The organism is Streptomyces longispororuber, from assembly GCF_014656095.1.
GTDB lineage: Bacteria > Actinomycetota > Actinomycetes > Streptomycetales > Streptomycetaceae > Streptomyces > Streptomyces longispororuber.
Genome location: NZ_BNBT01000132.1, coordinates 1 through 26,138 on the forward strand (window position 1 = coordinate 1; position 26,138 = coordinate 26,138).

A 26,138-nucleotide genomic window follows, 5' to 3' on the forward strand; every position below is an offset into this window, starting at 1 on the left:
GGACGCGCCCGCGCCCGCGCGGCCGTCCGCGCCCGCGCACCAGCAGCCGCCCCCCGGCGCCGCCGCACCGCCCGCCCCGTACGCCCAGCAGAAGCTCACCTGGAAACGGTGCGCCGCCGACAAGCCCGCCGCGTTCCGGTGCGCGACGCTCAAGGTGCCGCTCGACTACCGCGCGCCCCGGGGCAGGACCATCGACGTCGCGATATCCCGGCTGCGGACCGGCGAACCGGGCAAGCGGCGCGGCGTGCTGACCGTCAACCCGGGCGGGCCCGGTGGCACGGGGCTCGACCTTCCGCTGGAGCTGGCCGAGGTGCTGCCGAAGAGCGTGCGCGACCGGTACGACCTGGTGGGCTTCGACCCGCGCGGCGTGGGCCGGAGCACGCCGGTCGCCTGCGGTCTCACCGAGGACGAGAAGCGCTTCCCGCGCCCCACCCGCTCCGCGGCCGAGTTCGCCGGGAACGTGGCCTGGGCGAAGGCCGTCGCGGGCAAGTGCCGCGCCCGGCACGGCGACCTCCTGCCGCACCTCACCACCCGCAACACCGCCCGCGACATGGACGTCATGCGCGCGGCCCTGGGCGAGCGGAAGCTGTCGTTCCTCGGTATCTCGTACGGCACCGCCCTCGGCGCGGTCTACACCCAGCTCTTCCCGCGGCGCGTCGACCGGTTCGTGCTCGACAGCGCCGTCGACCCGGCGTGGATGTGGCGCGAGATGTTCCGCGTCTGGGGCTCGGAGGCCGAGCCCGCCTTCCGCCGGTGGACGCGGTGGACCGCGCGGCACGACGCGACCTACCACCTCGGCGCCACCCCGGCCCAAGTCGAGCGGACCTTCTGGAAGCTGGTGCGCCGCGCCGACGCCAAGCCCCTCGTGGTCGGCGGCGACAAGCTGGACGGCGCCGCCGTGCGCCACACCATGCGCCGCGGGTTCTTCACCGTCCGCCAGGGCGCCGAGACCCTGGTGACGCTCAAGCGGGCGGCCGCGGGCGAGACCGTGCCGGGGCTGCCCGCTCAGACCCCGTCGGACAACGAGATCTCCGCCCAGTGGGCCGTGGTCTGCGCCGACGCCTCCTGGCCGCGCGACCCGAAGACGTACTACCGCGACTCCCTGGCCGACGCCGCCCGCTACCCGCTGTACGGCGACTTCGCGTCCTCGATGCCGCCGTGCGTGTTCTGGCCGCGTGGCGCCGAGCCCGTCACCGAGGTCGACAACAAGGTGCCCGCGCTGATCGTGCAGAACGAGTGGGACTCGCAGTCCCCGCTGCTCACCGCCCGGGGCATGCACCGCGCGCTGAAGGGCTCGCGGATGATCACCGTCGACGAGGGCGAGGGCCACGGCGTCCTCTTCGCCGAGCCCCGCAACGCCTGCGCGGAGGACACCGCCCTGGGCTACCTGGCCACCGGCAGGCTCCCGGCCCGGGACGTGACGTGCCGGGCCGCGCCCGGCGGCGGCGCCACCCGCGCCCCGGGCGCCGCACCGAACGCCTTCCGACCCGAGGCGCCCTGAGAAAAGAACCCGCGGGTGGAGCGGTCAGTCGTCGATGCCCGACCGCTCCACCCCCGCCACGATCCACCGCTGGAAGAACAGGAACACCACGAGCAGCGGCACGATCGACACCGCCGCCGCGACGAACAGCTCGTGCAGCCGGATCACTTGAGAGGTGGTGAAGGAGGCCAGGGCCACCTGGACCGTCCACGCGTCCCGGTCCTGGCCGATCACCAGCGGCCACAGGAAGGAGTTCCACGCGCCGATGAACACGATCGTGCCGACGGCCGCGAACACCGGCCGCGCGTTCGGCACGACCACGCGCCAGTACGTGCGCCAGTAGCCGAGCCCGTCCACCCGCGCCGCGTCCTCCAGCTCCCGGGGGAAGCCGAGGAAGTACTGGCGGAAGACGAAGCAGGCGAACGCCGAGAACAGCGTCGGGACGATCAGGCCGCGCAGGGTGGAGATCCAGCCGAGCGACGACACCAGGACGAAGCTCGGGACGAAGGTGACGGCGGCCGGCACCATCATCGTGGCCAGGATCGCGTGGAAGACGTGGTCGGCGTGGCGGTAGGGGATGCGGGCCAGGCCGTAGCCCGCGAGCGAGGCCAGCAGCAGGGTGCCCGCGGTCGTCAGGACTGCGATGACCGCCGAGTTCAGCAGCGAGCGGGCCATGGGGACGGTGGAGTCCTCGAACAGCTCGCTGATGTTCGAGAAGTGCAGCGTGGACGGGAAGAACGTCCAGTCGGGCGAGGTGATGTCCGCCTCGGCGGACAGGCCGTTGCGCACAAGGAGGTAGAACGGGATCAGGAACAGCAGGGCCAGGGCGATCAGCAGGGCCAGGCGCAGCGCCCGCCCCACGCGCACCCACGCGTCGTGCATGTCAGGCTCCCTTCTCGTCGGCCCTGCCGAGCCCGAGCCAGCGGGCCTGGCCGATCGTCACCACCGCGATGACCAGCGCGAGCAGCACCGCCCCCGCGCTGCCGAGGCCGAGGTTCTGTCCCTGCCCGAGCGCCGTGTAGTAGAGGTAGACGAGCGGCGGGCGGGCGTACGGCGGATAGCCGCGGGCGTCGGAGAGCAGGTTGTAGAACTCGTCGAAGGCCTGGAAGGCGTTGATGACGAGGAGCAGCACCACGGCCACGGAGGTGGCCCGGAGCTGCGGAAGCGTGATGTGGCGCAGCACCTGCCAGCCGGGCCTGGCCCCGTCCACGGCCGCGGCCTCGTACAGGACGGGCGGAATGCGCTGGAGCCCCGCCAGGAAGAGGACCATGTAGAACCCGGCCTGGAGCCACAGCCGTACGGTGACGATCACCAGCCAGTACCAGGGCGGGTCGGTGGTCGACAGCCACGCCGTCTGGTCGGCGCCGAACCAGCCGAGCACGGTGTTCGCGAGCCCGAACCGCACCCCGTTGAAGAGGGACATCTTCCAGATCAGGGCCGCGACGACGTAGCTGCACGCCGCCGGCAGGAAGAACACCGAGCGGAAGAACGCCTGCGCGCGGCGCAGCCGGTTCACCATCAGCGCGAGCGACAGGGAGAGCGCGAACGTCGTCGGCACGATGAAGGCCGTGAAGACGGCGAACGTCCACAGGCTGTCGGTGAACGCCTCGTCCTTCAGCATCGCCGTGTAGTTGTCGAGGCCGACGAACTCGGTGGGCGAGACGGTGTTGTGCGCGTCGAAGAAGCTGAGGTAGACGCTCCAGCCGAGCGGCACGTACGTGAAGACGAGCAGGCCGAGCGCGAAGGGGCCGACGAAGACCCAGAACCAGAGGTTCCGGTTCTGCGGGCCCGCGAGCCGGCGCGCGAGCGGAGCCCGCGCGCCGGGGCCGGGCCCGGTGCGGGGCGCCCGGCCGGTGCCCGCGCGCCCCGCCGGGCCGCGCGGACGACCGGCCTCCGCGCGCCCGGCCCGGCCGGACCCCGCGCCGCGTGCCCTCACGAGGACCTCTTCTGCACGCGGGACAGCTCCGCCGACACCTTCCGCACGACGGACCGCAGCTCGCGCTCCGGGTTCGCGCCGGACTTGATGACGCGGCTGAGCGCGTCCTGGTACGCGGTGCGGCTGGCGGGCGTCCACAGCAGGGGCTCGGCGTAGCCGTGCTCGGTGGAGTAGCGCACGGCGTCGGCGGCCGGGCCCTCGGTGAGCGGGTCGGCCTTCGCGGCCAGGGAGCGCCGGGCGGGGATGTGGAAGCCGTAGCTCAGGGCGAAGTCCCGCTGGTGGTCGGTCCGGTCGACCCAGAGCCACTTGACGTACTCCTTGGCGGCCTGCTCGTGCTTGGTACGGGCGCTCACGGCGGCGCCGTACGCCCCGACTGGCACAGCGGGCCTGCCGTCGGGGCCGTCCGCGGGGAACGGCAGGACGCCGAAGTCGTCGCCGAAGGCCTTGCGCACGGCGGGCAGCGCCCACAGCCCCGACCACTGCATGGCCGTCAGCTCCTGGACGAACGCCGAGGGGTCCGACCAGTCGGAGGGCGCGCCGAGCAGCAGCGACTTCGCCGCGTACAGCTCGCGCACCTTGGCGAGCGCCCGGGCGGCCGCCGGGTCGTCGAAGCCCACCTCGCCGTCGTCGGTGACGAGGGAGAGGCCCGCCGCGTACAGCGGGGTGCCGCCGAGGACACCCGCGCCGCCGTCGTTGCCGAGGAAGAGGCCCTTGGTCTTCTTCGTCGTCAACTCCTTGGCCGCGTCGACGAGTTCGTCGAGCGTGCCGGGGGGCTTGAGGCCCGCGTCGGCGAGGAGGCTCTTGCGGTAGTACAGCACCTGCATGTCGACGACCTGCGGGACGGCCCAGATACGGCCCTCGTGGGTCTTGGGCGCGAGCACGACGGGGTTGAAGTCGTCCTTGACGCCGTCCAGGAGGTCGGTGAGGTCGACGACCTGGCCGCCACGGATCTGGTCCAGCGTCGGGCCGTTGACCTCGAACACGTCCGGGCCCGACGCGGTGAGCAGGGCCGCGGCGGTCTGCTCGTCGTAGTTGCCCGGGCGCCACTGGACCCGGACGTCCGCCTTGTCGTACGCGGCGGCGTACCGCTTGACCGCCTGCTCGGTCCCGGCCTCGCCGTACTGGTGGTACCAGTGCGAGAGGCGGGGCCCCTCGCCGCCCGAACCGCCGCCGTCGCGGCCGGTGTTCGACCCGCACGCGGTGAGCAGCCCGAGCGCCGCGCCCGTGCCGAGCAGTGTCCTGCGACTGATGGTCATGACGTGTCCCCCTGCGTGGATCGACGGGTACGTGTCGGGCCCAACGATCAACCATGCAGGGGGATTACGACAGAGGGATTGCGGCCGTGTGGCACCCGCGCGCGAACGGCCCCCGGACCGGTCAGTCCCGCTCCGGATCAGGCAGCTCCCGGGCGGCGGGCAGGCGGAAGCGCAGACGGCAGATGACGGCGTCCGTGTCGCGGCGGACCGCGTGCGCGAGGACCGCGCCGCGCTGGTTCTGCAGGAGCCGCTCCCACAGGTGCGCCGGCTCCACCTCGGGGATCAGCACGGTGACCCGGGTCCCGGGGTGGTACCGGTACACCCTCCGTACGTACGCGGCCACCGGCCGCCCCACCGTACGCGTGGGCGAGGGCAGCTCCACCAGGTCGACCCCGGGGTTCCACCGCTCCCAGGCGGAGCGCAGCGCCGCCGCGGCCGCGCGGTCCTCAGGGTCGGGGTGGGTGACGGTCACGGCCCGCACCTCGTCGCCGAGGGACACGGCCGCGGTGAGCGCCTCGCACGTCAGCCGGGACAGGCCGGAGACCGGGACCACCACCAGGGAGTGGTCGCGGCGCGGCGCCTCGGGCACCCGGCCGAGGCCCAGGCCCTCGCCGATGCGCCCGTACGCGCGGTGCACGACCTCGAAGACGCCCACGATCGCGGGCAGCGCGAGGACGATCAGCCAGGCGCCCGCGGTGAACTTGGTGGCGGTGACGACGAGGGCCGCGACCCCCGTCAGCACCGCGCCGAAGCCGTTGAGCAGGGCCTTCGCGGGCCGGCCCGCAGCGCGCCAGTGCCGGACCATGCCCGTCTGGCAGAGCGTGAAGCCGACGAAGACACCGATGGCGAACAGCGGCACCAGCGTGTTGGTGTCCCCGCCGGAGAAGACCAGCAGGGCCCCGCCCGCGACGGCGAGCGCGAGTACGCCGTGGCGGTGGACCTGGCGGTCCGCCTTCAGGGCGAACACGTGCGGCAGGTAGTTGTCCCGGGCCAGCAGGCCCATCAGGACGGGCAGCCCGCCGAAGGAGGTGTTCGCGGACAGCGCGAGCAGGACCACCGTGGCGCACTGCACCACGTAGAACGCCCAGGTGTGGCCGAGCGAGGCGTCCGTGAGCTGGGCCAGGACGGTGACGCCCTCGACCGGCTGGAGCCCGAAGCGGGAGATCAGCACGGACAGGCCGATCAGCATCACGCCGAGCAGCGCGCCGAGCGCGACCTCCGCGCGCTGGGCCCGCCGGACGCGCGGCGCGCGGAACGTCGGCACGGCGTTGGCGATGGCCTCCACCCCGGTGAGCGCGGAACAGCCCGCGGCGAACGCCTTCAGGAGCAGCAGCGCGCCCACCGCAGTGGTGTTGTCGGCGAGGACGGAGGCGTGCCCGGCGGCGGCCTCGGTGGAGACGGGGCCGTCCCGGAACAGCCCCACCGCCACCACGGTGAGGATCGCGCCGACGAACACGGCCGTCGGCACGACGAACGCCCGCGCCGAGTCGACGACGCCCCGCAGGTTCACGGCGGTGATCAGCGCGAGGACGCCCAGGCACAGCCACAGCCGGTCGCCGTACAGACCGGGGAAGGCGGAGGTCAGCGCGGCGACCCCGGCGGTCACGGCCACGGCCACGTTCAGCACGTAGTCCAGGACGAGCGAGGCGGCGGCGACCAGGCCGGTGCGGCGGCCCAGGTGCGTCTTGGCGGCGGCGTAGGAGCCGCCGCCGTCCGGGAAGGCGGCGATCACCTGGCGGTAGGAGGCGACCAGGACGGCGAGGAGCGCGGCGATCGCGAGCGTCACCGGCAGCGTGAACCCCAGGCCGTGGCCGCCGGCCGCGGCCAGCACGAGCACGACGGCCTCGGGCCCGTAGGCGACGGAGGCCATCGCGTCCAGGGACAGGGCGGCGAGGCCCTGCACCGCGGTCAGGCGGTGGCGCTCGCCGGAGTCCGGCACACCGGGGCCGGTATCGGGGGGCTCCTCGATGGCCGGGGCGCCGGGGCGCTCGGAAACGGTCGTCATGGTGGGTGCCTTGCCTTTCGCGACGGGTCGGCCGGTGATCGGCCGTCCACAGCGTCGGCGCGGGCACCGGTCCCGGCGCCGCCTCTTGGCGGTTCCCTTGCGGGCGCGGGCACCTTCTTGACGACTTGTTAAGGGGTTCGTCAGCGTCTCGTCAAGGCACACCACGGATGTGTATGCGCTGCGTCAACGCCGCTGACGGGACGGGGGGCCGACCTTACGGTGCGCCCATGGGATGTGACTGGAGAACCCGTGCCGCGGCCCGCCTCGGCGCGGCCCGCGGGACGGTACGCGCGCACCGGCCGCCCGGCCCGGACGACGTGGTGGCCGACCGGCGCTGGGCGGCCGACCTGCGGGACGCCGTCCTCTGCGCGGTCGCGCTGTTCGCCCTGATCGACCTCGTCGACTTCGCCGCGGGCACGCTCAGCGCGGCCCGCGCGGGGCTGTGGGCGGCGCTCTCGGTACTCCTGTACGTCGTCCTGCACCCGGTACGCGTCACCGCGGGCCCCGGCTGGATCGCCGTGCGCGGCCCGCTGCGGCGGCGGCACGTGTGCACGAACCTGCTGACCAGCGTCCACGTCTCGGAGACCGTCGCCGCGCGGCTCGTGCTGCGGGACTCGCTGGGGCACCGGGTCGAGTTCGACCCGAAGGTCCTGGCCGACAACCCGCTGCTGCTGCACCGCCTGGACGGGGGCGCGCGGGCGGCGGCGCGGTCGGGGCTGCTGCGCACCGGAGCTTGTGAGCTTGGCCAGCTCGTGGCGCGGGTTGAGCGTGGGTGTGCTCGGGCTGTCTTTGAGGTGTCGGGGATGTAACGCGCCGTGGGGGCTAGGGGGTTGTGTCCTGTCCGCGGGCCGTCCTGGGTTGCTCGCGCAGTTCCCCGCGCCCCTTTGGGGCGCTGTTCCGGGTCAGGCGGGCTTCGCGGTGTAGGCGTACCGGACGCCCGTCAGTTCCTCGGAAGCCTCCCAGAGGCGGGTCGAGACGCGGTCGTCGCGGGTCCAGCTCGCCCGGGGGGACGGGGTGGGGGCGCCGCGCCAGCCGAGGTGGCGGGGGCCGGTGAAGGAGTCCGGGCGCACCCCGGGGGCCGTGGCCGCGTACAGGGTGGGCAGGGCGCCCGCCGCGGCCGACTGGCCGACCACGCGGGTGGCGGCGGTCATGACGGTCTCGCGGACCTTGCGGCCCTCCAGCCTGGCCCCGGCCGCCTGGAGGTTCGTCGCGGCGTAGCCGGGGTGCGCGGCGGCCGCGACGAGGTCCGCGCCCGCGGCGGCGGCGCGCCGCGCCAGCTCGTGCGTGAACAGCAGGTTCGCCGACTTGGACCGGCCGTAGGCGAGCCAGCGGCGGTAGCCGCGGTCGCTGTTGAGGTCGGTGATGTCGACGTTGCCGAGCAGGTGCAGCATGCTCGACACGGTGACCACCCGGGCGCCGGGCGTCCGCAGCAGGTGCGGCAGGAGCAGCCCGGTGAGCGCGAAGTGCCCGAGGTGGTTGACGCCGAACTGCGCCTCGAACCCGTCGGCGGTGCGCCGGTGCGGCAGCGCCATCACGCCCGCGTTGTTGACCAGCAGGTCGAGGCGGCCGCCGCGCTCGCGGTCGTAGCGCTCCGCGAACTCCCGTACGGAGCCCAGGTCGCCGAGGTCCAGGCGCCACAGCGCGGCGTCGGCGGACGGCACGTCGGAGAACAGCCGGGCCAGGGCGGCGGAGCCGCGCTCCTCGCTGCGGCAGGCGAGCACCACGCGGGCGCCGCGCCGGGCCAGTTCGCGCGCGGTGCAGTAGCCGATGCCGCTGTTGGCGCCGGTGACCACCGCCGCACGGTCGCTCAGGTCCGGGATGTCGCGCGCGCTCCAGTCCGTCATGCGCCGAGGCTACGCCGCGAGCCGCACCTCGTACACGCCCACCCGGACCTCGTCGTCGTCCAGGCACTGCCCCGTCACCAGGTCGAACCGCTGCTTGAGCAGGGGCGAGGCCACGAACACCCGGCCCCGCGCCGAGCCGAGCAGGCCGCGCGAGAGCACGGCCGCACCGGAGAACGGGTCGCGGTTGTCGACGGCGTACAGCCGCCCGGCGCGGTCCAGGAACAGCGCCGCCTGCCGCCGCCCGTCCGGCAGCAGCACGGCGACGCCGCGGCCGGGCGTGAGCAGGGAGGCCGCGCACATCGTCAGCCAGCGCCCGTCCAGGCGGAGCTGGACGCTCGCGCCGGCGGTCACCGGGGCCGGGGCGGCGGGGGAGGGCTTGGTCACGGTGGAGGTCGTCATGAGGCCGGGGTTCCTTCCAGGTCGGCGGTGCGGCGGGGGCCGAGGGTCAGCAGGGGCAGGTCCGGCTTGATCTGCTCGCGCTCGGGGACGAAGGACACCATCGGGTCGGGGGCGCCGGGCGCGTTCACGAACGACACGAAGCGCGCCAGGCGCTCGGGGTCGTCGAGGGTGGCCGCCCACTCGTCGCGGTAGTGCGTGACGTGCTCGGCCATCAGCGCCTCCAGCTCCGCGCACAGCCCGAGCGAGTCGTCCACGACCACCTCGCGCACGTGGTCGACGCCGCCCTCGATGCGCTCCAGCCACGTCGAGGTCCGCTCCAGGCGGTCCGCCGTACGGATGTAGAACATCAGGAACCGGTCGATCAGGCGCACCAGGCCGGCGTCGTCCAGGTCCTGCGCGAGCAGGTCGCCGTGGCGCGGGGTGGCGCCGCCGTTGCCGCCGACGTACAGGTTCCAGCCGCCGGAGGTGGCGATCACGCCGAAGTCCTTCGAGCGGGCCTCCGCGCACTCCCGGGCGCACCCCGACACGGCCGACTTCAGCTTGTGCGGCGCTCGCAGGCCCCGGTAGCGCAGCTCCAGGTCGATGGCCATGCGCACCGAGTCCTGCACGCCGTACCGGCACCAGGTCCAGCCGACGCAGGACTTCACCGTGCGCAGCGCCTTGCCGTACGCGTGCCCGGACTCGAAGCCCGCCGCCACGAGCCGCGCCCAGATCAGCGGCAGTTGCTCGACGCGCGCCCCGAACAGGTCGATGCGCTGCCCGCCCGTGATCTTCGTGTACAGGCCGAAGTCCCGTGCCACCTCGCCGATGACGATGAGCTTCTCCGGGGTGATCTCGCCGCCGGGCACGCGCGGCACCACCGAGTAGGAGCCGTTCTTCTGGAGGTTGGCGAGGAAGTGGTCGTTGGTGTCCTGGAGCGCGGCCTGCTCGCCGTCCAGGACGTAGCCGTCGGCGCCGATGGCCGGGGCGAGCGAGGCGATGATCGAGCCGACGGCGGGCTTGCACGTCTCACAGCCCTCGCCGCCGCGCGCCTCCTGTCGGCCGTGCGTGTCCAGCAGCTCCGCGAACGACGTGACACGGCGCACCCGGACGATCTCGTACAGCTCGGCGCGGGTGTGCGGGAAGCAGCCGCACAGCCCCGCGTCGCCGGACGCGGGCAGGAGCTGCCCGACGAGCTTGACGCAACTGCCGCAGCCCGTCCCGGCCTTGGTGCACTTTTTCACCTCCGGCAGCGATGCGCAGGCCTGGATCGCCGCCTTCGTCACGTTGTGGCAGGTGCAGACCACCGCGTCACCGGGCAGCGCCTCGGGACCGAGCGCCCTGGCCTCGCCCGCGCCCGCCGGGAGCACGAGCTGCTCGGCGGGGACCGGCGGCACCTGCCCGGTCAGTGCCCGCAGCGTGCCGTACGCCTCGGCGTCGCCGACCAGGACCCCGCCGAGCAGTTCACCGCCCGCGCCGACGACGAGCTTCTTGTACGTGCCCGAGCGCGAGTCGGAGTAGACGACGTCCAGGCACCCCTCGGCCGCCCCGTGCGCGTCGCCGAACGAGGCGACGTCCACGCCGAGCAGCTTCAGCTTGGTCGACATGTCGGCCCCGGTGAACGCCCGGCCCGTACCGGAGGCGATGGCCTCGGCCGCCGTGCGCGCCATCTCGTAGCCGGGCGCGACCAGGCCGTACACGCGGCCGTCGCAGGCCTGCGCGCACTCGCCGATCGCGTACACCGCCGGGTCGCTCGTGCGGCACAGCTCGTCGACCGTGACGCCGCCGCGCTCGCCCACCGCGAGGCCGCAGTCGCGGGCGAGCTGGTCGCGGGGGCGCACCCCGGCGGAGAACACCACCATGTCGGTGGCCACCTCCGAGCCGTCGGAGAGCCGCATGCCCGTCACGGCCCCCGCGCCGTCCCTGAGGACCTCCTGCGTGCCGACGCCCGTGTGCACGGTCAGGCCCCGCCCGGTGAGGGTGCGCAGGAGGGCCGCGCCGCCGCCCTCGTCGACCTGCGCGGGCATCAGCCGGGGCGCGAACTCCACGATGCGCGTGGCGAGTCCGAGCCCCTGGAGCGCGCCCGCGGCCTCCAGGCCGAGCAGCCCGCCGCCGACGACCGCGCCCGCGGTGGCATGCCGCGTCGCGTACTCCTCGATGGCGAGGACGTCCTCGACGGTGCGGTAGACGAAGCAGCCGGTGGCGTCCCTGCCGGGCACCGGCGGCACGAACGGGGCGGAGCCGGTGGCCAGGACCAGCGTGTCGTACGCGACGGTGAACCCGGAGCGGGCGGTGACCGTCCGCGCCGCGCGGTCGACGCGCTCGGCCGGGTCGCCGACCCGCAGCTCGATCCGGTGCCGCGCGAGGAACCCGGGGTCGGTCACGGACAGCTCGTCCGGCGTCCGCCCCGAGAAGTACGAGGTCAACTGGACGCGGTCGTAGGCGGGGCGCGGCTCCTCGCACAGCACGACCACGCGGTGCGTGGCGGTGACCCCGCGCTCGGCCAGCTCCTCCAGGAAGCGCTGGCCGACCATGCCGTGGCCGACGAGGACGAGGGTGGGGAGCCCGGCGGGCTCGTCCGCGGGCGGGCCGGGGGGCAGGTCGGTGGGCATGTCAGTGGCCTCCGTCGTGGGTGAGCAGGTGCAGCGGCGGGGCGCCGTCGTCCGGCAGGGGCTCGTCCGCCTCCCAGGCGCGGGCGAGGGCGCCGACCGCCGCGAGGTCGCCGAGCAGCACCCCGCCGACCAGCCGGTCGCCGCGGACCACGACCTTGCGGTACGTGCCGCGCGTGGCGTCGGCGAGCCGCAGCACGTCGTCGTCCGGGCGGGGTTCCGTCTCCCCGAACGCGGCGAGGTCCAGCGGGGCCTCGGCGTCCGGCAGCGTCAGCCGGGTCAGCGCCCGGGTGCCCGCGTACGGCCGCGCGGAGCCCGGCGCGGTCAGGGCCGCGGCCAGCGCGTCGGCCTGGTCGAGGGCGGGCGCGGCCAGGCAGGGCACCCGGCCCGCGTGCTCGGCGCAGTCGCCGATGGCGTGGACACGGGGGTCGCTGGTGCGCAGGGCGTCGTCCACGACCACGCCCCGGCGGACGTCGAGTCCCGCCGCGCGGGCCAGGCCGGTACGCGGCCGGACACCGCAGGCCAGCACGGTCAGATCGGTCTCAAGGACATAGCCGTCGGCCAGCTCCACGGAGGTGACCCGGCCCCCGTCGCGGCCGACGCCCCGCACCCGGCACTCCGTGTGCACCTCCACGCCGAGCCCCGTCAGATGCCGGCGCACCAGCTCCGACGCGGCCGGGTCGAGCTGCCGCTCCATCAGCCGGTCGCCCTGCTGGGCGAGGACCACGTGCGCGCCCCGCCCGGCGAGCGCGCGGGCCGCGCACACGCCGAGCAGCCCGCCGCCGATCACCACGGCACGGCAGCCGGGCCGGGCGGCGGCCGACAGGGCCAGGCAGTCGTCGAGGGTCCGGAACGCGTGCACGCCCTCCGGCAGCTCCCGGTCGCCCGGCGCGAACAGGCCGCGCAGCGGCGGCAGCACCGGGTTCGCGCCGGTGGCCAGCACCAGCGTCCCGTACGGCACGCGGGAGCCGTCCTCGCACAGCACCACCCGCTCGGCGCGGTCGATGCGCACCGCCCGCGTCCGGTGGTACCTGCCCGGCGCGGGCAGGGCGATCACCTCGGCGCCGAGCCGCCCCGCGAGCACGTCCGTGAGCAGGACGCGGTTGTACGGGGCGTGCGGTTCCTCCCCGATCAGCAGCGCGTCCGGCCCGAGCCGCGCGGCGAGCCGGGCCCCGGCGAGCCCGGCCCCCAGCACGACGACCGGCCCGGGGGCCCGGGCCGCGGCCTCGGCCTGGGCCTGGGCCTGGGATGAAGTGGTCATGCCCCGCAGCCTGCGGGGGCGGTGTTTCCCTGCGGGGGCCCACGTGTTTCCCCACGGGAACGGTGACCTCCGGCCGGTCGGGGGGTGGGTGTGAGGGGCGCCTTGGCTTTGGGGGGAGTGCGGTGCGGTGTCCTCTGGGGGCTTGCGGGGTGGGTGGCTTGTGGTGCGGGTGGGCTTGTGGTCCGGGTGGGCTTGTGGTGCGGGTGGGCTTGTGGTGCGGCTGGGCTTGCGGGGTGGGCGTGCGGGGTGGTGGTGGTTGCTGCCCGGGCGTGCTTTCCCACCCGCCCGCCCGTGCGGGGTGGTGATGCGGGTGCTGCCCGAGGGCGCTTTCCCACCCACCCACCCGTGCGGGGTGGTGCGCAGGTGCTGCCCGGGCGTGCTTTCCCACCCACCCACCCGTGCTGGGTAGTGCGCGGGTGCTGTCGGGGCGGGGTTCCCCGGGGTGCCGGGTTGCCGGGGTGATGGGTGCCCGGGTGCCGGATGCCCGGTGACAGGTGCCGGGGTCGGGGGCCGGGGCTCGGTTTTGGACGCCGGGCGGCGGACGCCGGATGCCCGGGGCGGGTGCCGGGGGCCGGTGCTCGGTGGTGGACGCTGGGCGCCGGGCGTCCGGGGGCGGCGGGTACCGGATGCTGGGGGCCGAGTGCTGGATGCTCGGTACGGGACGCGGGACGCCGGACGCCGGGCGCCGGATGAGGGACAGCGGATGACGGTAGCCCGGGAGCGGACGGCGGACTATGGATGCCGGGCGCCGGGGGCCCGGGGGCGGACGCCGGACTATGGATGTCCTGGGAGCCGAGCGCCGGACGCGGGACGCCGGGTGCACGGGCGGGGGCGGACATCGGGCTCCGGATGCCGGGGCCGGATGCCGGGTGTCGGATGCCCGACGCCGGGTGCTGGGTGACGGGCGCCGGACGCGTATGTCGGGCGTCGGGGGCGGATACCGACGCCAGGGCCGGATGGTGGGGGTGGATCCCGGGGGTTGGGTGCTGATGCCCGACGCCGGGTACCGGACGTCGGCGCCGGATGCCGGTGGGGGCGGATGCCGGACGCCGGGGGCGGGGCCCGGATGCTGGGGGCCGGGGCCGGGGCCGGGGCCGGAGCTGGATGCCGGGTGCCCGCGGGCGGGTGCCGATGCCGGGGGGGGCGAGTGCTGGACGCGAGATCGAGGGGCGCCGGGTGCCCAGTGCCCGGGGGTGGATGCCGAGCGCCGGACGCTGGGTGTCGGGCGCTGGGGGCGGATGCCGGGCTCCGGATGCTGGATGGGCGCTGGGGGCCGGTGCCGGACGCCGGTGCCGGATGCCGGGGGGCCGGGTGTCGGATGTCCGGCGCAGGACGCCGGGTGCCGGTCGCCGGGCGCCGGATGCCCGGGGCCGGGTGCCCAGGGGTGGATGCCGGGCGCCGAAGGGGCGGATGCCGGACGTCGGCGCCGAATGCCGGTGAGGGCGGGTCCCGGGTGCCGGGTGTTGGACGCCGGGTGCCGAGTGCCCGGGGGTGGATGCCGGGCTCCGGATGCTGGATGGGCGCCGGGGGCGGGTGCCGGACGCCGGGGCCGGATGCCGGGGGGCCGGGTGTCGGATGCCCGACGCAGGGCGCCGGATGCCCGAGGCCGGGTGCCCGGGGGTGGAGGCCGGGTGTCGGCGCCGGATGCCGATGGGGGGTGGATGGCGGGAGGCGGGTCCCGGAGCCGGGGCCGGGTGCCGGAGGTCGGGTGCCCGGCCGGGGGTGCCGGGGGTGCCGGGTGTCGAAGGTGGTGGGTGTCGGACGGGTTGGGGCCTGTTCGGGGGTGGTCGTGCGTGTGGGGTGGGGGAGGTGGCGGAGGGGGGTGGGGGTGGGGATGTAAGGGGTTGCGTGTGCCGGAGTGCTCGGGGCTAGGGTCGCGATCATGCCTGACATACCCCTGGCCGCCGTCGTCGTCCTGTGCCTCGCCGCCCTCGCGGCGGGCTGGATCGACGCCGTGGTGGGCGGCGGCGGCCTGCTGCTCCTGCCCGCGCTGCTGCTCGGCCTCCCCGCGTCGACGCCCGCCGCGACCGCGCTCGGCACCAACAAGGCCGTGGCGATCGTCGGCACGACCGGCGCGGCAGTGACGTACGTCCGCAAGGCCCCGGTCGACGTACCGACGGCCGTGCGGATCGGCCTTGCCGCGCTCGCCGGTTCCATGGGCGGCGCGTTCTTCGCCGCGGGGATGAGCACCGAGGTGCTCAAGCCGGTCATCATGGCCGTGCTCGTCGGCGTGGGCGCGTTCGTGATCTTCCGGCCGGACTTCGGCACGGCCCCGGCGACGGGCCCGCTGCCGCCGCGCCGCGTCCTGGCCGCGATCGGCATCGCGGGCGTCGGCATCGGCTTCTACGACGGGCTCATCGGCCCCGGCACCGGCACGTTCCTCGTGCTCGCGCTGACGGCGGTGCTCCGGCTCGACCTGGTCCAGGCCTCGGCCAACGCGAAGATCGTCAACTGCTGCACCAACGCGGGCGCCCTCGCGATGTTCGCCTGGCAGGGCGCCGTCCTGTGGCAACTGGCCGTACTCCTCGCCGCGTTCAATCTGACGGGCGGCATGCTGGGCGCCCGCACGGCCCTGAAGCGGGGCAGCGGCTTCGTCCGGGTGGTGCTGCTGGTGACGGTGGTGGGGTTGGTGACGAAGATGGCGTATGAGCAGTGGGTGGCGTAGGGGGAGGGGGGCCACAGCCTCGGCGGGGAGGTGCGGAGCAACGGGTGGGCGGGCGGGAAACCACTCGCCGCGGAGCGGCGCACGATCCCGGTGGGTGAGGTGCGGAGCAACGGGCGGGCGGGTGGGAAAGCTCCCTCGCCGCGGAGCGGCGCACGACCTCGGCGGTGAGGTGCCGAGCGATGGGTGGGCGGGTGGGAAACCACTCGCCGCGGAGCGGCGCACGATCCCGCCGGGTGCGGCGCCGAGCAACGGGCGGGCGGGTGGGAGAACACCCCCGGCGCGGAGCGGCGCAGCCCCCGCCCCGGGCCACCACTACCGAGACCCGGTGAGGTGGGCGAAAACCACCACGTTCCCCTGGTACCCCGTACGTTTCGAGTACGCGCCCCCGCAGGTGATCACCCGCAACTCGGCCCGCGCAGCGGCCCCGTACACCTTCCGGTCGGGAAACCGCGCCGCGTCGTACACCTCCACCGCGTCCACCGAGAAGAGCGCGACCCCGCCGTCCCGCCGCTCCACCTCGATGACCTGGTTCCGCCGCAGCGCGCCGAGGCGGTAGAAGACGGCGGGCCCGTCCGCGTTGTCGACGTGCCCGGCCATGACGGCCGTACCGCGTTCACCGGGCGTGGTGCCCGCCTCGTACCACCCGGCGAGGTTCTTGTGGCGCGGCGGCGGCACGTCGAGGCTGCCCTGCCGGGTCAGGCCGAGCCCCATGAGCGGCGCGTCCACGCCGATGGCGGGGATGCGCACGCGGTCGGGCGGCGAGGGCGGCAGCGGTGCGGCCTCGGGCGCCGCCCCGACCCCCGGCGAGGCGGCCTGCGCGGCCGAGGGCTGCGGCGGCGGGTGCTGCGCCGTGCCGCTGTGCAGCAGCCAGGCCCCGCCGCACAGGGCGAGGGCGGTGCCGGCGGCTATGAGCGCGGTGCCGGTCCTGCCGCGCGGCGCGCGCGAGCGGTGGGCCATGGCGTCCCCTCGGGGTCGAGGTCGCTTACGCGGCCGGGGCGGGGTCGGGTGGGTCGGGGGTGGGATCGGAAGGCTCGGGACGGGATCGGAAGGCTCGAAAGGAAAATCGGAAGGATCGGCCGAAAGGAGAAAGGGCCAAGGCGCAGAGAGGCGGAATCGGGTCCGAGGCCGGGTCCGGATCCGAAGCCGGGCCCGGGTCCGAGGCCGGGCCCGGGCCCGAGGCGGGGTCCGAAGCCGGGCCCGGGTCTGAAGCCGGGTCCGAGGCCGGGGCCCGAGGTCGGCCCCGGCGGCCGGTCGGGGCCCCTCCCTCCGCCGCGGCCGCGAGGGACGGGCGGCCGGCGGAGGGAGGGGACGGCGGTACCCGCGGACAGCGGAGGGTGTCCGTCAGAACCTGTCGCCTCTCGCCCGGCGATGCAGGAGCCAGGTACCGCCCGCGGCGGCGACGGCGAGAGCAGCCACGCCCGCCGCGGTCTGCACGGGGTCGGGGCCGAGCGCGCCGCCGACTCCCGTCTTCACATGCCCCCTCGGGTGCACGGGGTCCCGCTCGCGCGCGGCCGCCGTGGACGTGAGCGTCACCGTCAGGTCGCCCGCGACCTGACGGCCCCCCGACGAGGCGCAGCGCGCCACGATCTCGTACGTCCCGGGCTGCGCCGACGGCGGCACCTGGAACCGCCCGGCCGCCTCCCGCGCGCCCGCGGCGGACGTCAGCGCGAACGTGCCCGCGCCCACCGCGCTGGCGTCGCCCGCCGCCGTGCCGTCCGTGCCGCACGCGGCCGTCCGCACCGTGACGGTGGTGCCGGGCGTCACGGGCGACGGCGTGACGTCGAGGCCGCCCGCGGGGGCGGCGGACGCGGGGGCGGCGAGCAGGACCGCGGAGGTGACGGCGAGCGCGGCGGTGGTCGACAGCCGGCGGGCAGTGCGCATGGTGCTTGCTCCTGTCGGGCCTGGGGGCGGTACGCACTGTCGAGGTAACGTGCCCTCCGCCCCGCACGCCTGCTGATGCACCATCAGAAAACCGGGCGCGTCCCGCCTCCTGACGCTCCGACGGATACGTTCCAGCAGGTCACCGGCGTGTCACGGAAAGACTCCGAAGGTGCGGCCCGGCACCTGTGAACGGGTGACCCGCTGACCGGAACCCGGCCGGAACCCGGTCCGGAACCCCGCCCCGGAACCCCGTCCCGGAACGCCCCGGAATGCCCCGGAACCCGCCCCGGAACGCCCCCGAACCCGCCCCGGGCACCACCCGGCCCCCGCTCAGATCTCGTCCCAGGGCACCCCCTCGTACACCTCGGACACGGTCCTCATCAGCTCCTCGTCGAGGGGGAAGTCGTGGTCGTCGACGCGGCACACGGGTGACACGCCCCAGGAGTTCGTGACGAACGCGGCCCGGTAGGCCCCCAGGTCCCGCAGGAACACCGGGCCCCGCCGGGTGGGCAGCCCGGCGTCGGCGAGGCGGGGCTCCAGCAGGCCCATGGTGACGCCGCGCAGGTGCGGCGCGTCCGGCCAGACGACCTCGCGGCCGTCGAAGAAGGCGACGTTCGTCACCGCGCCCTCGCTGACCGCCCCGTCCGGCCCGGTGAGCAGCGCCTCGTCGAAGCCGGCGCGCGCCACCCGGCGCCGGTGGTACGCCTGCCCGAAGCCGCCCAGGTGCTTGATGTGCGCCACGGGCCGGACGTACGGCACGGACTTCAGGGACTGGGCGCGCTCGGCCATGGTCGCGGGCAGCTCGACGGGCGCGCGGACGGTGACCATCAGGGACGGCACGCCCTCGGGCGCGTGGACGTAGACGCGCACGGCGGCGTCCAGGAGGAGGCCGCCCTCCGGGGTGCCGTCCCCGGCGAGCGCGTGCCGGACGGCCGCGCGGACGCGGTCCCCGTCGAGACTCTGGTCGAAGAGTTCGCGGGTCGCCACGTCGAGGCGGTCCAGGTGCAGCGCCATGCCGCGCGCCCGGCCGCCCCTGACCTGCATCGCCGTGAAGTGCCCGTAGCCGTCGAGGGCGCGCAGCCGCAGTTGGGCGGGCGTGGCCGGGGCTCCGTCGATCTCCAGCCGCCGGACGTCGGCGGGGTTCGGTGTCGTCATGACGGCAACCGTACGGACCCGCCCGCCGCGGGCCCCCGCCGGTCAGTCCTCGAGCAGCCGGCGCGGCCCCGGCCCGTGCGCGGCCAACTCGTCCCACGGGTTCGACAGGGCGCACTTGGCGAGCGAGAGGCAGCCGCAGCCGATGCACTCCGTGAGGTTGTCGCGCAGCCGCTCCAGGGTGCGGATGCGCCGGTCGAGGTCCTCGCGCCAGCACTCGGAGATGCGCGCCCAGTCCTCCCGGGTCGGCGTACGGTCGTCCGGCAGCAGGCCGAGCACCTCGCGGATGGTGGCGAGGGGGATGCCGAGCCGCTGCGAGGTGCGGATGAAGGCGACGCGGCGCAGCGTGTCGCGGCTGTAGCGGCGCTGGTTCCCTGCGGTGCGGCGGCTGCTGATGAGCCCTTCGCGCTCGTAGAAGCGCAAGGCGGAGGGCGCCACTCCGCTGCGCTCGGCGAGCTCGCCGACGGTGGCTTCCTTGGCGCCCGGTGCGAGGTGCGAGGTCATGGCGACAGCGTAGCCACGGAAGCCCCTTGACTTGAACCAAGGTTTAACTAAGAGCCTGTGCGCATGGACACCACCACAGCCGTTCCGGCTCCCGTTGCTTCCACCGCTTCCGTCGCGACCAACGCTTCCTCCACGTCCGGCACGGCCGTGGCTCCCGGCACCGGCACCAGTTCCGGCAGCAGCACCAGTTCCGGCGCCAGCCCTGGCACCGGCGCCAGCCCCGACACCGCCGTAGCCTCCGCCCTCACCGCCTCGGCCACGACCCCCGTGAAAGTGGCCGTCGTCGTCGGCAGCAACCGCGAGGGCCGCTTCGGCCCGGTCGTGGCCGCATGGCTGCTGCGGCACGTGCGGGACCACGCGGGGTTCGAGGTGGACGTCGTCGACCTCGCCGACGTCGACCTGCCCACCTCCCTGTCCTACCGCCCGTCCGAGAGCACCCGCGCCGAACTCGCCAAGGTCACCCCGAAGCTCGCCGCCGCCGACGCCTTCATCGTCCTGACCCCCGAGTACAACCACTCCTACCCCGCGCCCCTGAAGAACGTCATCGACTGGCACGGCCCCGAGTGGCACGCCAAGCCCGTCGCCTTCGTCTCCTACGGCGGCCTCTCCGGCGGCCTGCGCGCGGTCGAGCACCTGCGCCCGGTCCTCGCCGAGCTGCACGCCGTCACCATCCGCGAGACCGTCTCCTTCCACAACGCGGGCGCCCTCTTCGACGAGGACGGCGCCCACAGGGACCCGGAGGCCGCCGACGCCGCCGCGAAGGCGATGCTGGACCAGCTCGCGTGGTGGGCCTGGGCGCTCCGGGCGGCCAAGCGGGTGCGGCCCTACGAGAGCTGACGCGGCCCCGGGGCGGCCCGGGGGCGTGCGGCCCGGAGGAGGCGTGCGGGCCGGGGGCGTGCGGGCGGGGGTGTGGCGCGGGCTCACACCTCCGGCAGCCGCACCACCGCCACCGCGCCCCCGTCCGGCGCGTTGGCCAGCTCCACCCGGGCGCCGATGGCCGCGGCCTGGCCGTACACGATGGTCAGGCCGAGCCCGGTGCCCTGCCCGCGCTCGCGGGCGCCGGTCCCGAACCGCCGCGGGCCCTCGCGCAGCAGGTGCTCGGGGAAGCCGGGCCCGTGGTCACGCACGGTCACCACCGCCCCGTCGACGCGCAGGTCGACGGGGTCCCCGCCGTGCTTGCGGGCGTTGGTGACCAGGTTCGCGACGATGCGCTCCAGGCGCCGCGCGTCGGTCCGTACGAGCCGCTCGTCGGCGCGGCCGAACCGCACGCCCTCGCCCGTGCACTGCCCCGACAGGACCGCGCGCCGCACCATCGCCTCGACGAGCGTGCCCAGCGGGTGCACGTCCAGGTCGGGCCGTTCGGCGTCCGCGTCCAGTCGCGCCACCTCCAGGAGGTCCTCGGTCAGCGCCCGCAGCGCGGCCACCCGGTCGCGCACCAGCTCCGTGGGGCGGCCCGGCGGCAGCAGCTCGGCCGCGGTGTGCAGGCCGGTCAGGGGCGTGCGCAGCTCGTGCGCCACGTCCGCCGTGAACCGCTGCTCGGCCTCCAGGCGCCGCTGGAGCGAGGCGGCCATCGTGTCCACGGCCGTCGCCAGGTCCGCGACCTCGTTGCGGCCGGGCCGGTGGCCGGGCGGCAGCGGATGGCCGATGCGGGCGTCGAGTTCGCCCTGGCTGATGCGCCGGGCGGTGGCGGCCGCGGTGCGCAGGTCGCGGCTGAGGCGGCTGGCCAGCGCGGCCCCGCCGAGCGCGGCCAGCGCGACGACCACGGCGCCCGACACGAGCAGCCGCCGGTCGAACGCGGCCATCTCACCGGCCTGGTCGCGCAGGGACAGGCGTACCGACAGCACATGATCGCCGTCGCCGTCGAGCCGCCGGGCCGCCCACACCGCCGGGTCGTCGGAGTCCAGGTCCAGGTACGTGCCCCGGTGCCCGGCGAGCGCCGCCGCGCGCAGCGGCCCCGGCAGGCCGGGCGCGTCGACGGCGGCGTTCGTGCCGCCGCGGCCACCGCCGTGGTCGACCCGGCCCGTCAGCTCGTAGAGCTGCCGCACCCGCAGCAACTGCGCGGTCGCCCCGGTCCGCGCGCTCGCGCTCACCTGGTCGAGCCGCGCGTGGTGCACGAGAAGCCCGATGGCGACGGCCACGACCGCGCAGCCCGCGGCGAGCAGCGCCGCGATCTTCCAGCGCAGCCCGAGCGAGTTGAGCGCGGCGGGGGCGCGCCGGGGTGCGCACGCGAGGCGCCGGACCGCCCGATGCGCGCGGGCGCGGACGCGGGACCGTGCGCGGGCGTCGCGGGCGCACGTCGTCGGTGGGGTACGGCCGTCCATGTGAGGGATCTGTCCGGGCGTCACGAGCGGGTTCCCGGCGTCCGGCGCGACCGCTCGTACCCGGCGTGCCCGGCGTGCCTGGCGTGCCTGGCGTGCCCGCCGTGCCCGTCGTGCCCCGCATGCTTCCCGGGCTCCCCGGGCTCCCCGTGCTCCCCGTGCTTCTCCTGCTTCCCGTGCTTCTCGTAGCGCTTCGTGTCGCTGACCGCGGACATCCGCGTGCCGTCCCAGTGGTAGCGCACGGCCTGTTCACCGCCCTCCGCGCAGGAACCGCGTACCAGAAGATCCCTGCCGAGCAGGTCGACGGAGAGCCCTCTGCCCACGGTGAAGAGCACGGGGTGGACCCGGCCCCCGCGCGCGGCGTACACGGTGAGCGCGGTGCGCCCGCCCTCCAGGTCGATCGCCACGAGCCGCTCCGGCCTGCCGTCGCCGGTCAGGTCGGCGGACGCCGGCGGCCGGATGCCCGGGCGCCCCGGCGCCGTGGCCGACGGGCGACCGGCCAGCGGTCGCAGCCGCGGGTCCGCGCGCAGCAGCTCGCGCACGTCGACCTTCGCCAGCCCGCCGGGCCCGACCCGGACCCCGTCGAGCGGCCCGGGCGGCGGCGGCTTCTACCCGGTGTCCGCGCCCGGTGCCCGTGACGCGGCACCCGACCAGTCGGGCCACAGCGGCTGCGGGCTCGGCTGCGCCGCGACCGGCCCCACCCGCTCCCCGGCGACCAGCCCGTCGGAGGCCCCGCAGGCGCAGAGCGCGGCGGCGGCCGGAGCGATGGCGAGCAGACCCAGGACGATGCGGAGACGCGGAATCATGGCGGCACCCATGGGCGAGACGGCGGCTGGACGGCGGTCGGCCGGTCCGGACTTCGGCGAGGACCGGCCACCTGCGACCGACGCTAGGAAGGGCGCATCACGGGAACCGGGAGATTGTGTAACAGACGGGTGCGAATGCGGACGGAACCCCACGTCAGGACCTTCGGCCGGGCCGGTAGCCTCACCGGCGCGCGAGGCTCTCCCCGCCAGGGGCCCACGCCCGAGCCCCCGCGAGCCCCCAGACCCCCCAACCCCCCCAGACCCCCCAACCCCCAGACCCCGAGAGGAACACCTGGCCGTGACCGCATCAACCACCCCCGCCGCCCTCCTCGTCCTGACCACCACGGACGCCGCCGACAAGGCCGACGCCCTGGCGCGCGGCGCGGTCGAGGCGCGCCTCGCGGCCTGCGCGCAGATCAGCGGACCCGTCACCTCCGTCTACCGCTGGGAGGGCGCCGTCGAGACGGCCGCCGAGTGGCAGGTGTTCCTGAAGACGACGGACGAGCGGTACGAGGCCCTGGAGTCCTGGCTCCGCGAGGCCCACGACTACGAAACGCCGGAGATCATCGCCACCCCGGTGACCCGCGGCAGCGCGGCCTACCTCGCCTGGGTCGCGGCGGAGACGACCGCGTGACCGAGGCCCCGCTGCCGTTCTTCGTGTACGGGACGCTGCGCCCCGGCGGGCGCAACCACGCCGCCTTCGTGCGCGGGCGCGTCGGCGCGGCCACCCCCGCCCGCCTGCCGGACACCGTCCTCTACGCGGGCCCCGGCTACCCGTACGCCGTGGAGACCCCCGGCGCGGGCCCCGTCCACGGCGACCTGCTGACCGCGCGGCCCGAGTCCTACCCCGCGCTGCTCGCGGACCTCGACCGCCTGGAGGAGTACACGCCAGGCGACCCCCGGAGCCTCTACGTCCGCGTGGCCCGCGACGTCCTGCCCGCGGACGGCACGACGGCCCGGGCCTGGGTCTACGTGGCGGCCCCCCGCCTCGCGGCCCGCCTGCGCGCGACGGCGGCACCGCTGCGCGCCCACGCCTGGCCGGGCTACTGAGCCCTCTCCAGCCGTACCGCGCACACCTTGAACTCCGGCATCCGGGACACGGGGTCCAGCGCGGGGTGCGTCAGCGTGTTGGCCCGCCCCTCCCCGGGCCAGTGGAAGGGCATGAACACGGTGTCGGGCCGGATGCCGGACGTGACCCGCGCGGGGGCCACCGCCCGGCCCCGCCGCGACACCACGGCCACCCGGTCCCCGTCGGCGAGCCCGAGCCGCGCCGCGAGCCGGGGGTGCAGCTCGACGAAGGGGCCGGGCGCGGCGGCGTTCAGCTCGGCCACGCGCCGGGTCTGCGCCCCGGACTGGTACTGGGCCAGCACCCGCCCGGTGGTGAGCAGCACGGGGTACTCCGTGTCGGGCTCCTCGGCGGCCTCCCGGTGCGTCACCGGCACGAACCGGGCCCGCCCGTCCTCGGTCGCGAACCGCTCCAGGAAGAGCCGCGGCGTCCCCGGGTGCGCACCACCCGCCCCACCTGCCGCACGCGGGGCGCCCTCCGCCGCACCTGCCTCCCGCGCGGCGCCACCCGCCGTGCCCGCCTCCCGCAGGGCACCTCCCGCCTCCCGCCGTGCCCGCCCGGGCCCGTCCGGGCACGGCCAGAACACGCCCTCGCCGACGCCCTCCGCGAGCCGCCCGTACGTGATGCCCGCGTAGTCCGCGGGCCCGCCCGCGCTGGCCCGGCACAGCTCCTCGAAGACCTCCTCCGGGTCCGTCGGGAACCCCTTGCCGTGCCCCAGCCGCTCCGCGAGCCCGTGCAGCACCGCGAGGTCGGTGCGCACCCCGGCCGGCGGGTCCACCGCCTTGCGCCGCAGCAGCACCCGCCCCTCCAGGTTCGTCACCGTCCCCGTCTCCTCGGCCCACTGCGTCACCGGCAGCACGACGTCCGCGAGCGCGGCGGTCTCCGACAGCACCACGTCCGCCACGGCGAGGAAGTCCAGGGACCGGATCCGCTCCTCCACATGTGCGGCCCGCGGCGCCGACACCACCGGGTTGGAACCCATGAGCAGCAGCGCCCGCACGTCACCGCCGAGCGCGTCCAGCAACTCGTACGCCGACCGCCCGGGCCCCGGCAGCGTCTCGGGGTCCACGCCCCACACGCCCGCCACATGGGCCCGCGCCGCCGGGTCCGTCAGCTTCCGGTAGCCCGGGAGCTGGTCGGCCTTCTGGCCGTGCTCCCGGCCCCCCTGCCCGTTGCCCTGGCCGGTGAGGCAGCCGTACCCGGACAGCGGGCGGCCCGGGCGGCCCGTCGCCAGGCACAGGTTGATCCACGCGGCCACCGTGTCCGTGCCCTTCGCCTGCTGCTCCGGCCCGCGCGCGGTCAGCACCATGGCGTGCTCCGCCGCGCAGAACCGCCGTACCGCCTCCCGGAGTTGCGGCACCGGCACGCCGGTGATCCGCTCCACGTACTCCGGCCAGTGCGCCATCGCCGCCGCCCGCGCCTCGGCGAAGCCCGTGGTGCGCTCCGCGACGTACGCCTCGTCCACCCGGCCCTCGGCCACCACCAGGTGCAGCAGGCCGAGCGCGAGCGCCAGGTCCGTGCCGGGGCGCGGCGCCAGGTGCAGGTCGGCCTGCTCGGCGGTGCGGGTGCGGCGCGGGTCGACGACGATCAGCGTGCCGCCGCCCGCCTTCATCTCGGTCAGGTACCGCAGCGCGGGCGGCATGGTCTCCGCCAGGTTGGAGCCCACGAGGATCACGCACCCGGTGCGGGCCACGTCCGCCAGCGGGAACGGCAGGCCCCGGTCGAGGCCGAACGCCCGCTGGCCCGCCGCCGCGGCGGACGACATGCAGAACCGCCCGTTGTAGTCGATCTGCGACGTCCCGAGCACGACCCGCGCGAACTTCCCGAGCGCGTACGCCTTCTCGTTCGTGAGCCCCCCGCCGCCGAACACCGCGCACGCGTCCGCGCCGTGCGCCGCGCGCGTGCGGACGAGCCCGTCGGCGACGCGGTCCAGGGCCTCCTCCCAGGTGGCCGGTACGAGCCCGCCCGTGGCGTGGGAGCGGACCAGGGGCTCGGTCAGGCGCACCCGGGAGGAGAGCACCTCGGGCGCCGTACGGCCCTTGCCGCACAGCGCGCCCCCGTTGACGGGGAACTCGGGCCGCTCCACCACCTCCACCCCACCGGCGCCGCGCGCCAGTCCCATGCCGCACTGGAGCGCGCAGTACGGACAGTGGGTGGGCGTGGCGGCCGGAACGGCGGGGGAGGGCTGCATGCCCCCACCCTCCGCCGCCCGTGTTTCCCCTCCCCGCCCGCCCGGTTACACCCGCGGTACGCGCCCCTCCACCCGCGCGGGAGCCTCCTGTGAGGCCACACCCGCGAGGCCGTGACCCGCCACCGGTAAGGCCGCGCCCCGAGGCCCGTAGGGCGGCCCCCGCCTGTGAGCCGTCCGAAACCATCCGTCACGGCGCCGCAACGGCCAGGCAACGCGCGCCCGCCATGCTCGCCCCATGACGCCGTCGCCCCCGCACCTGGACACCACGGCCCAGCTCATGACCCGTATCAGCGGTGAACTCGGCACCCGCCTCGGCCTCGTGAACCCGCGCGGCCCTCGCCGCGCCGCACCCCGCCCCGCGCTCGTCGCGGTCGCCCACGGCAGCCGTGACCCCCGCGCCCTCGCCACCGTCACCGCGCTCCTCGACGCCGTCCGCGCCCACCGCCCCGGCCTCGACGTCCGCCTCGGCCACATCGAGCTCAACGAGCCCCTGCTCACCGACACCCTCGACACCCTCGGCCGGGAGACCACACCCCCGGCCGGACACACCACGGGCACCACAGACACCAGGTACCACTCCGGCCCCGCGGGCGGCGCCGTTCTCGTCCCCCTCCTCCTCAGCCACGGCCTGCACGCCACGCGCGACATCCCCGCCACGGCCGCCGCCGCCCGCGCCGCCCACCCCCGCCTGACCACCCGCCTCGCCGCCCCGCTCGGCCCGCACCCGCTGCTCGCCGAGGCGCTGGCCGCCCGCCTCACCGAGGCGGGCTGGCCCACCGCGCCCCC

Annotated in this window: 23 protein-coding genes; 7 read left to right on the forward strand and 16 right to left on the reverse strand. The window is 75.8% G+C overall.

Features of this window, described 5'->3' with window-relative positions; genetic code table 11:
- Window positions 1-1,501: alpha/beta hydrolase (locus tag IE330_RS29685; protein ID WP_229926019.1), on the forward strand; the 1,501-nt coding region annotated here is incomplete at its 5' end.
- A 24-nt stretch (window positions 1,502-1,525) separates the two neighbouring features.
- On the opposite strand, the gene IE330_RS29690 is transcribed toward IE330_RS29685, so the two are convergent.
- The 4 genes from IE330_RS29690 to IE330_RS29705 form a co-directional block, all read right to left on the reverse strand.
- Complete coding sequence (locus IE330_RS29690) at window positions 1,526-2,362, reverse strand: carbohydrate ABC transporter permease (protein ID WP_190139242.1); 837 nt, start codon at window positions 2,360-2,362, stop codon at window positions 1,526-1,528.
- A gap of 1 nt (window position 2,363) precedes the next feature.
- Window positions 2,364-3,212: a carbohydrate ABC transporter permease gene (locus IE330_RS29695; protein WP_190139262.1), complete on the reverse strand. Its 849-nt coding sequence runs from the start codon at window positions 3,210-3,212 to the stop codon at window positions 2,364-2,366.
- Between the two features lie 200 nt (window positions 3,213-3,412).
- Window positions 3,413-4,672: an ABC transporter substrate-binding protein gene (locus IE330_RS29700; protein WP_190139243.1), complete on the reverse strand. Its 1,260-nt coding sequence runs from the start codon at window positions 4,670-4,672 to the stop codon at window positions 3,413-3,415.
- Between the two features lie 121 nt (window positions 4,673-4,793).
- Window positions 4,794-6,677, reverse strand: a complete 1,884-nt coding sequence (locus tag IE330_RS29705) for an APC family permease (protein ID WP_190139244.1) — start codon at window positions 6,675-6,677, stop codon at window positions 4,794-4,796.
- Window positions 6,678-6,904: 227 nt separating this feature from the next.
- Between IE330_RS29705 and IE330_RS29710 the strand changes: the two genes are divergently transcribed.
- Window positions 6,905-7,486, forward strand: a complete 582-nt coding sequence (locus IE330_RS29710; RefSeq protein ID WP_229926020.1) for a hypothetical protein — start codon at window positions 6,905-6,907, stop codon at window positions 7,484-7,486.
- Window positions 7,487-7,579: 93 nt separating this feature from the next.
- On the opposite strand, the gene IE330_RS29715 is transcribed toward IE330_RS29710, so the two are convergent.
- The 4 genes from IE330_RS29715 to IE330_RS29730 are packed head-to-tail and all read right to left on the reverse strand — an operon-like array spanning window position 7,580 to window position 12,769.
- The gene (locus tag IE330_RS29715) at window positions 7,580-8,521 is read right to left on the reverse strand and encodes an oxidoreductase (RefSeq protein WP_190139245.1); all 942 of its coding nucleotides are present in this window, start codon (window positions 8,519-8,521) and stop codon (window positions 7,580-7,582) included.
- Window positions 8,522-8,530: 9 nt separating this feature from the next.
- Complete coding sequence (nirD, locus tag IE330_RS29720) at window positions 8,531-8,920, reverse strand: nitrite reductase small subunit NirD (protein WP_190139246.1); 390 nt, start codon at window positions 8,918-8,920, stop codon at window positions 8,531-8,533.
- Window positions 8,917-11,511, reverse strand: coding sequence for a nitrite reductase large subunit NirB (nirB, locus tag IE330_RS29725; RefSeq protein WP_190139247.1), 2,595 nt, complete (start codon window positions 11,509-11,511; stop codon window positions 8,917-8,919). Before nirB ends, nirD begins: the two co-directional genes overlap by 4 nt.
- Before the next feature lies 1 nt (window position 11,512).
- Complete coding sequence (locus IE330_RS29730; protein ID WP_190139248.1) at window positions 11,513-12,769, reverse strand: NAD(P)/FAD-dependent oxidoreductase; 1,257 nt, start codon at window positions 12,767-12,769, stop codon at window positions 11,513-11,515.
- A gap of 1,882 nt (window positions 12,770-14,651) precedes the next feature.
- On the opposite strand from IE330_RS29730, the gene IE330_RS29735 reads away from it, so the two are divergent.
- Window positions 14,652-15,434, forward strand: a complete 783-nt coding sequence (locus IE330_RS29735; protein WP_190139249.1) for a sulfite exporter TauE/SafE family protein — start codon at window positions 14,652-14,654, stop codon at window positions 15,432-15,434.
- 312 nt (window positions 15,435-15,746) lie between these two features.
- Here IE330_RS29735 and IE330_RS29740 read toward each other — a convergent pair whose 3' ends face one another.
- The 4 genes from IE330_RS29740 to soxR all read right to left on the reverse strand — a co-directional run bounded on the left by IE330_RS29740 (window position 15,747) and on the right by soxR (window position 18,971).
- Window positions 15,747-16,391, reverse strand: a complete 645-nt coding sequence (locus tag IE330_RS29740; protein WP_190139250.1) for a class F sortase — start codon at window positions 16,389-16,391, stop codon at window positions 15,747-15,749.
- Window positions 16,392-16,775: 384 nt separating this feature from the next.
- The gene (locus IE330_RS29745) at window positions 16,776-17,315 is read right to left on the reverse strand and encodes a GVDTG sorting domain-containing protein (RefSeq protein WP_190139251.1); all 540 of its coding nucleotides are present in this window, start codon (window positions 17,313-17,315) and stop codon (window positions 16,776-16,778) included.
- Between the two features lie 330 nt (window positions 17,316-17,645).
- On the reverse strand, window positions 17,646-18,470 hold the full coding sequence (locus tag IE330_RS29750) for an aminotransferase class IV (protein ID WP_190139252.1): 825 nt from the start codon (window positions 18,468-18,470) through the stop codon (window positions 17,646-17,648).
- A gap of 42 nt (window positions 18,471-18,512) precedes the next feature.
- Entirely contained in the window at window positions 18,513-18,971 is a 459-nt protein-coding gene (gene soxR, locus IE330_RS29755) for a redox-sensitive transcriptional activator SoxR (protein ID WP_190139253.1), read from the reverse strand.
- Window positions 18,972-19,238: 267 nt separating this feature from the next.
- On the opposite strand from soxR, the gene IE330_RS29760 reads away from it, so the two are divergent.
- The gene (locus tag IE330_RS29760; protein WP_229926021.1) at window positions 19,239-19,808 is read left to right on the forward strand and encodes an NADPH-dependent FMN reductase; all 570 of its coding nucleotides are present in this window, start codon (window positions 19,239-19,241) and stop codon (window positions 19,806-19,808) included.
- A gap of 83 nt (window positions 19,809-19,891) precedes the next feature.
- On the opposite strand, the gene IE330_RS29765 is transcribed toward IE330_RS29760, so the two are convergent.
- The 3 genes from IE330_RS29765 to IE330_RS29775 all read right to left on the reverse strand — a co-directional run bounded on the left by IE330_RS29765 (window position 19,892) and on the right by IE330_RS29775 (window position 22,095).
- Complete coding sequence (locus IE330_RS29765; protein WP_190139254.1) at window positions 19,892-21,292, reverse strand: sensor histidine kinase; 1,401 nt, start codon at window positions 21,290-21,292, stop codon at window positions 19,892-19,894.
- 20 nt (window positions 21,293-21,312) lie between these two features.
- Window positions 21,313-21,831 carry a hypothetical protein gene (locus tag IE330_RS29770; RefSeq protein WP_190139255.1) on the reverse strand — a complete coding sequence of 173 codons (519 nt, stop codon included), beginning with the start codon at window positions 21,829-21,831 and terminating at the stop codon, window positions 21,313-21,315.
- A 66-nt stretch (window positions 21,832-21,897) separates the two neighbouring features.
- Window positions 21,898-22,095: a hypothetical protein gene (locus IE330_RS29775; RefSeq protein WP_190139256.1), complete on the reverse strand. Its 198-nt coding sequence runs from the start codon at window positions 22,093-22,095 to the stop codon at window positions 21,898-21,900.
- 298 nt (window positions 22,096-22,393) lie between these two features.
- Between IE330_RS29775 and cutA the strand changes: the two genes are divergently transcribed.
- Together cutA and IE330_RS29785 are read left to right on the forward strand one after the other, a co-directional pair.
- The gene (cutA, locus tag IE330_RS29780) at window positions 22,394-22,729 is read left to right on the forward strand and encodes a divalent-cation tolerance protein CutA (protein WP_190139257.1); all 336 of its coding nucleotides are present in this window, start codon (window positions 22,394-22,396) and stop codon (window positions 22,727-22,729) included.
- Complete coding sequence (locus tag IE330_RS29785) at window positions 22,726-23,145, forward strand: gamma-glutamylcyclotransferase family protein (RefSeq protein ID WP_190139258.1); 420 nt, start codon at window positions 22,726-22,728, stop codon at window positions 23,143-23,145. Before cutA ends, IE330_RS29785 begins: the two co-directional genes overlap by 4 nt.
- Here IE330_RS29785 and IE330_RS29790 read toward each other — a convergent pair.
- On the reverse strand, window positions 23,139-25,352 hold the full coding sequence (locus IE330_RS29790) for a molybdopterin oxidoreductase family protein (protein ID WP_190139259.1): 2,214 nt from the start codon (window positions 25,350-25,352) through the stop codon (window positions 23,139-23,141). The genes IE330_RS29785 and IE330_RS29790 overlap by 7 nt on opposite strands.
- A gap of 235 nt (window positions 25,353-25,587) precedes the next feature.
- Here IE330_RS29790 and IE330_RS29795 point away from each other — a divergent pair.
- Window positions 25,588-26,138, forward strand: a 551-nt coding sequence (locus IE330_RS29795) for a sirohydrochlorin chelatase (protein WP_190139260.1), incomplete at its 3' end; no start/stop codon positions are given.

Excerpts from the sequence above, each read along its gene's own strand:
- IE330_RS29705 (WP_190139244.1), bottom strand. The coding sequence starts at position 6,677 with ATGACGACCGTTTCCGAGCGCCCCGGCGCCCCGGCCATCGAGGAGCCC.
- IE330_RS29790 (WP_190139259.1), bottom strand. The coding sequence starts at position 25,352 with ATGCAGCCCTCCCCCGCCGTTCCGGCCGCCACGCCCACCCACTGTCCG.
- IE330_RS29745 (WP_190139251.1), bottom strand. The coding sequence starts at position 17,315 with ATGCGCACTGCCCGCCGGCTGTCGACCACCGCCGCGCTCGCCGTCACC.
- IE330_RS29730 (WP_190139248.1), bottom strand. The coding sequence starts at position 12,769 with ATGACCACTTCATCCCAGGCCCAGGCCCAGGCCGAGGCCGCGGCCCGG.
- IE330_RS29715 (WP_190139245.1), bottom strand. The coding sequence starts at position 8,521 with ATGACGGACTGGAGCGCGCGCGACATCCCGGACCTGAGCGACCGTGCG.
- IE330_RS29740 (WP_190139250.1), bottom strand. The coding sequence starts at position 16,391 with ATGGCCCACCGCTCGCGCGCGCCGCGCGGCAGGACCGGCACCGCGCTC.
- IE330_RS29765 (WP_190139254.1), bottom strand. The coding sequence starts at position 21,292 with ATGGACGGCCGTACCCCACCGACGACGTGCGCCCGCGACGCCCGCGCA.
- nirD (WP_190139246.1), bottom strand. The coding sequence starts at position 8,920 with ATGACGACCTCCACCGTGACCAAGCCCTCCCCCGCCGCCCCGGCCCCG.
- IE330_RS29700 (WP_190139243.1), bottom strand. The coding sequence starts at position 4,672 with ATGACCATCAGTCGCAGGACACTGCTCGGCACGGGCGCGGCGCTCGGG.
- nirB (WP_190139247.1), bottom strand. The coding sequence starts at position 11,511 with ATGCCCACCGACCTGCCCCCCGGCCCGCCCGCGGACGAGCCCGCCGGG.
- soxR (WP_190139253.1), bottom strand. The coding sequence starts at position 18,971 with ATGACCTCGCACCTCGCACCGGGCGCCAAGGAAGCCACCGTCGGCGAG.
- IE330_RS29750 (WP_190139252.1), bottom strand. The coding sequence starts at position 18,470 with ATGACGACACCGAACCCCGCCGACGTCCGGCGGCTGGAGATCGACGGA.
- IE330_RS29735 (WP_190139249.1), top strand. The coding sequence starts at position 14,652 with ATGCCTGACATACCCCTGGCCGCCGTCGTCGTCCTGTGCCTCGCCGCC.
- IE330_RS29775 (WP_190139256.1), bottom strand. The coding sequence starts at position 22,095 with ATGATTCCGCGTCTCCGCATCGTCCTGGGTCTGCTCGCCATCGCTCCG.
- IE330_RS29710 (WP_229926020.1), top strand. The coding sequence starts at position 6,905 with ATGGGATGTGACTGGAGAACCCGTGCCGCGGCCCGCCTCGGCGCGGCC.
- IE330_RS29690 (WP_190139242.1), bottom strand. The coding sequence starts at position 2,362 with ATGCACGACGCGTGGGTGCGCGTGGGGCGGGCGCTGCGCCTGGCCCTG.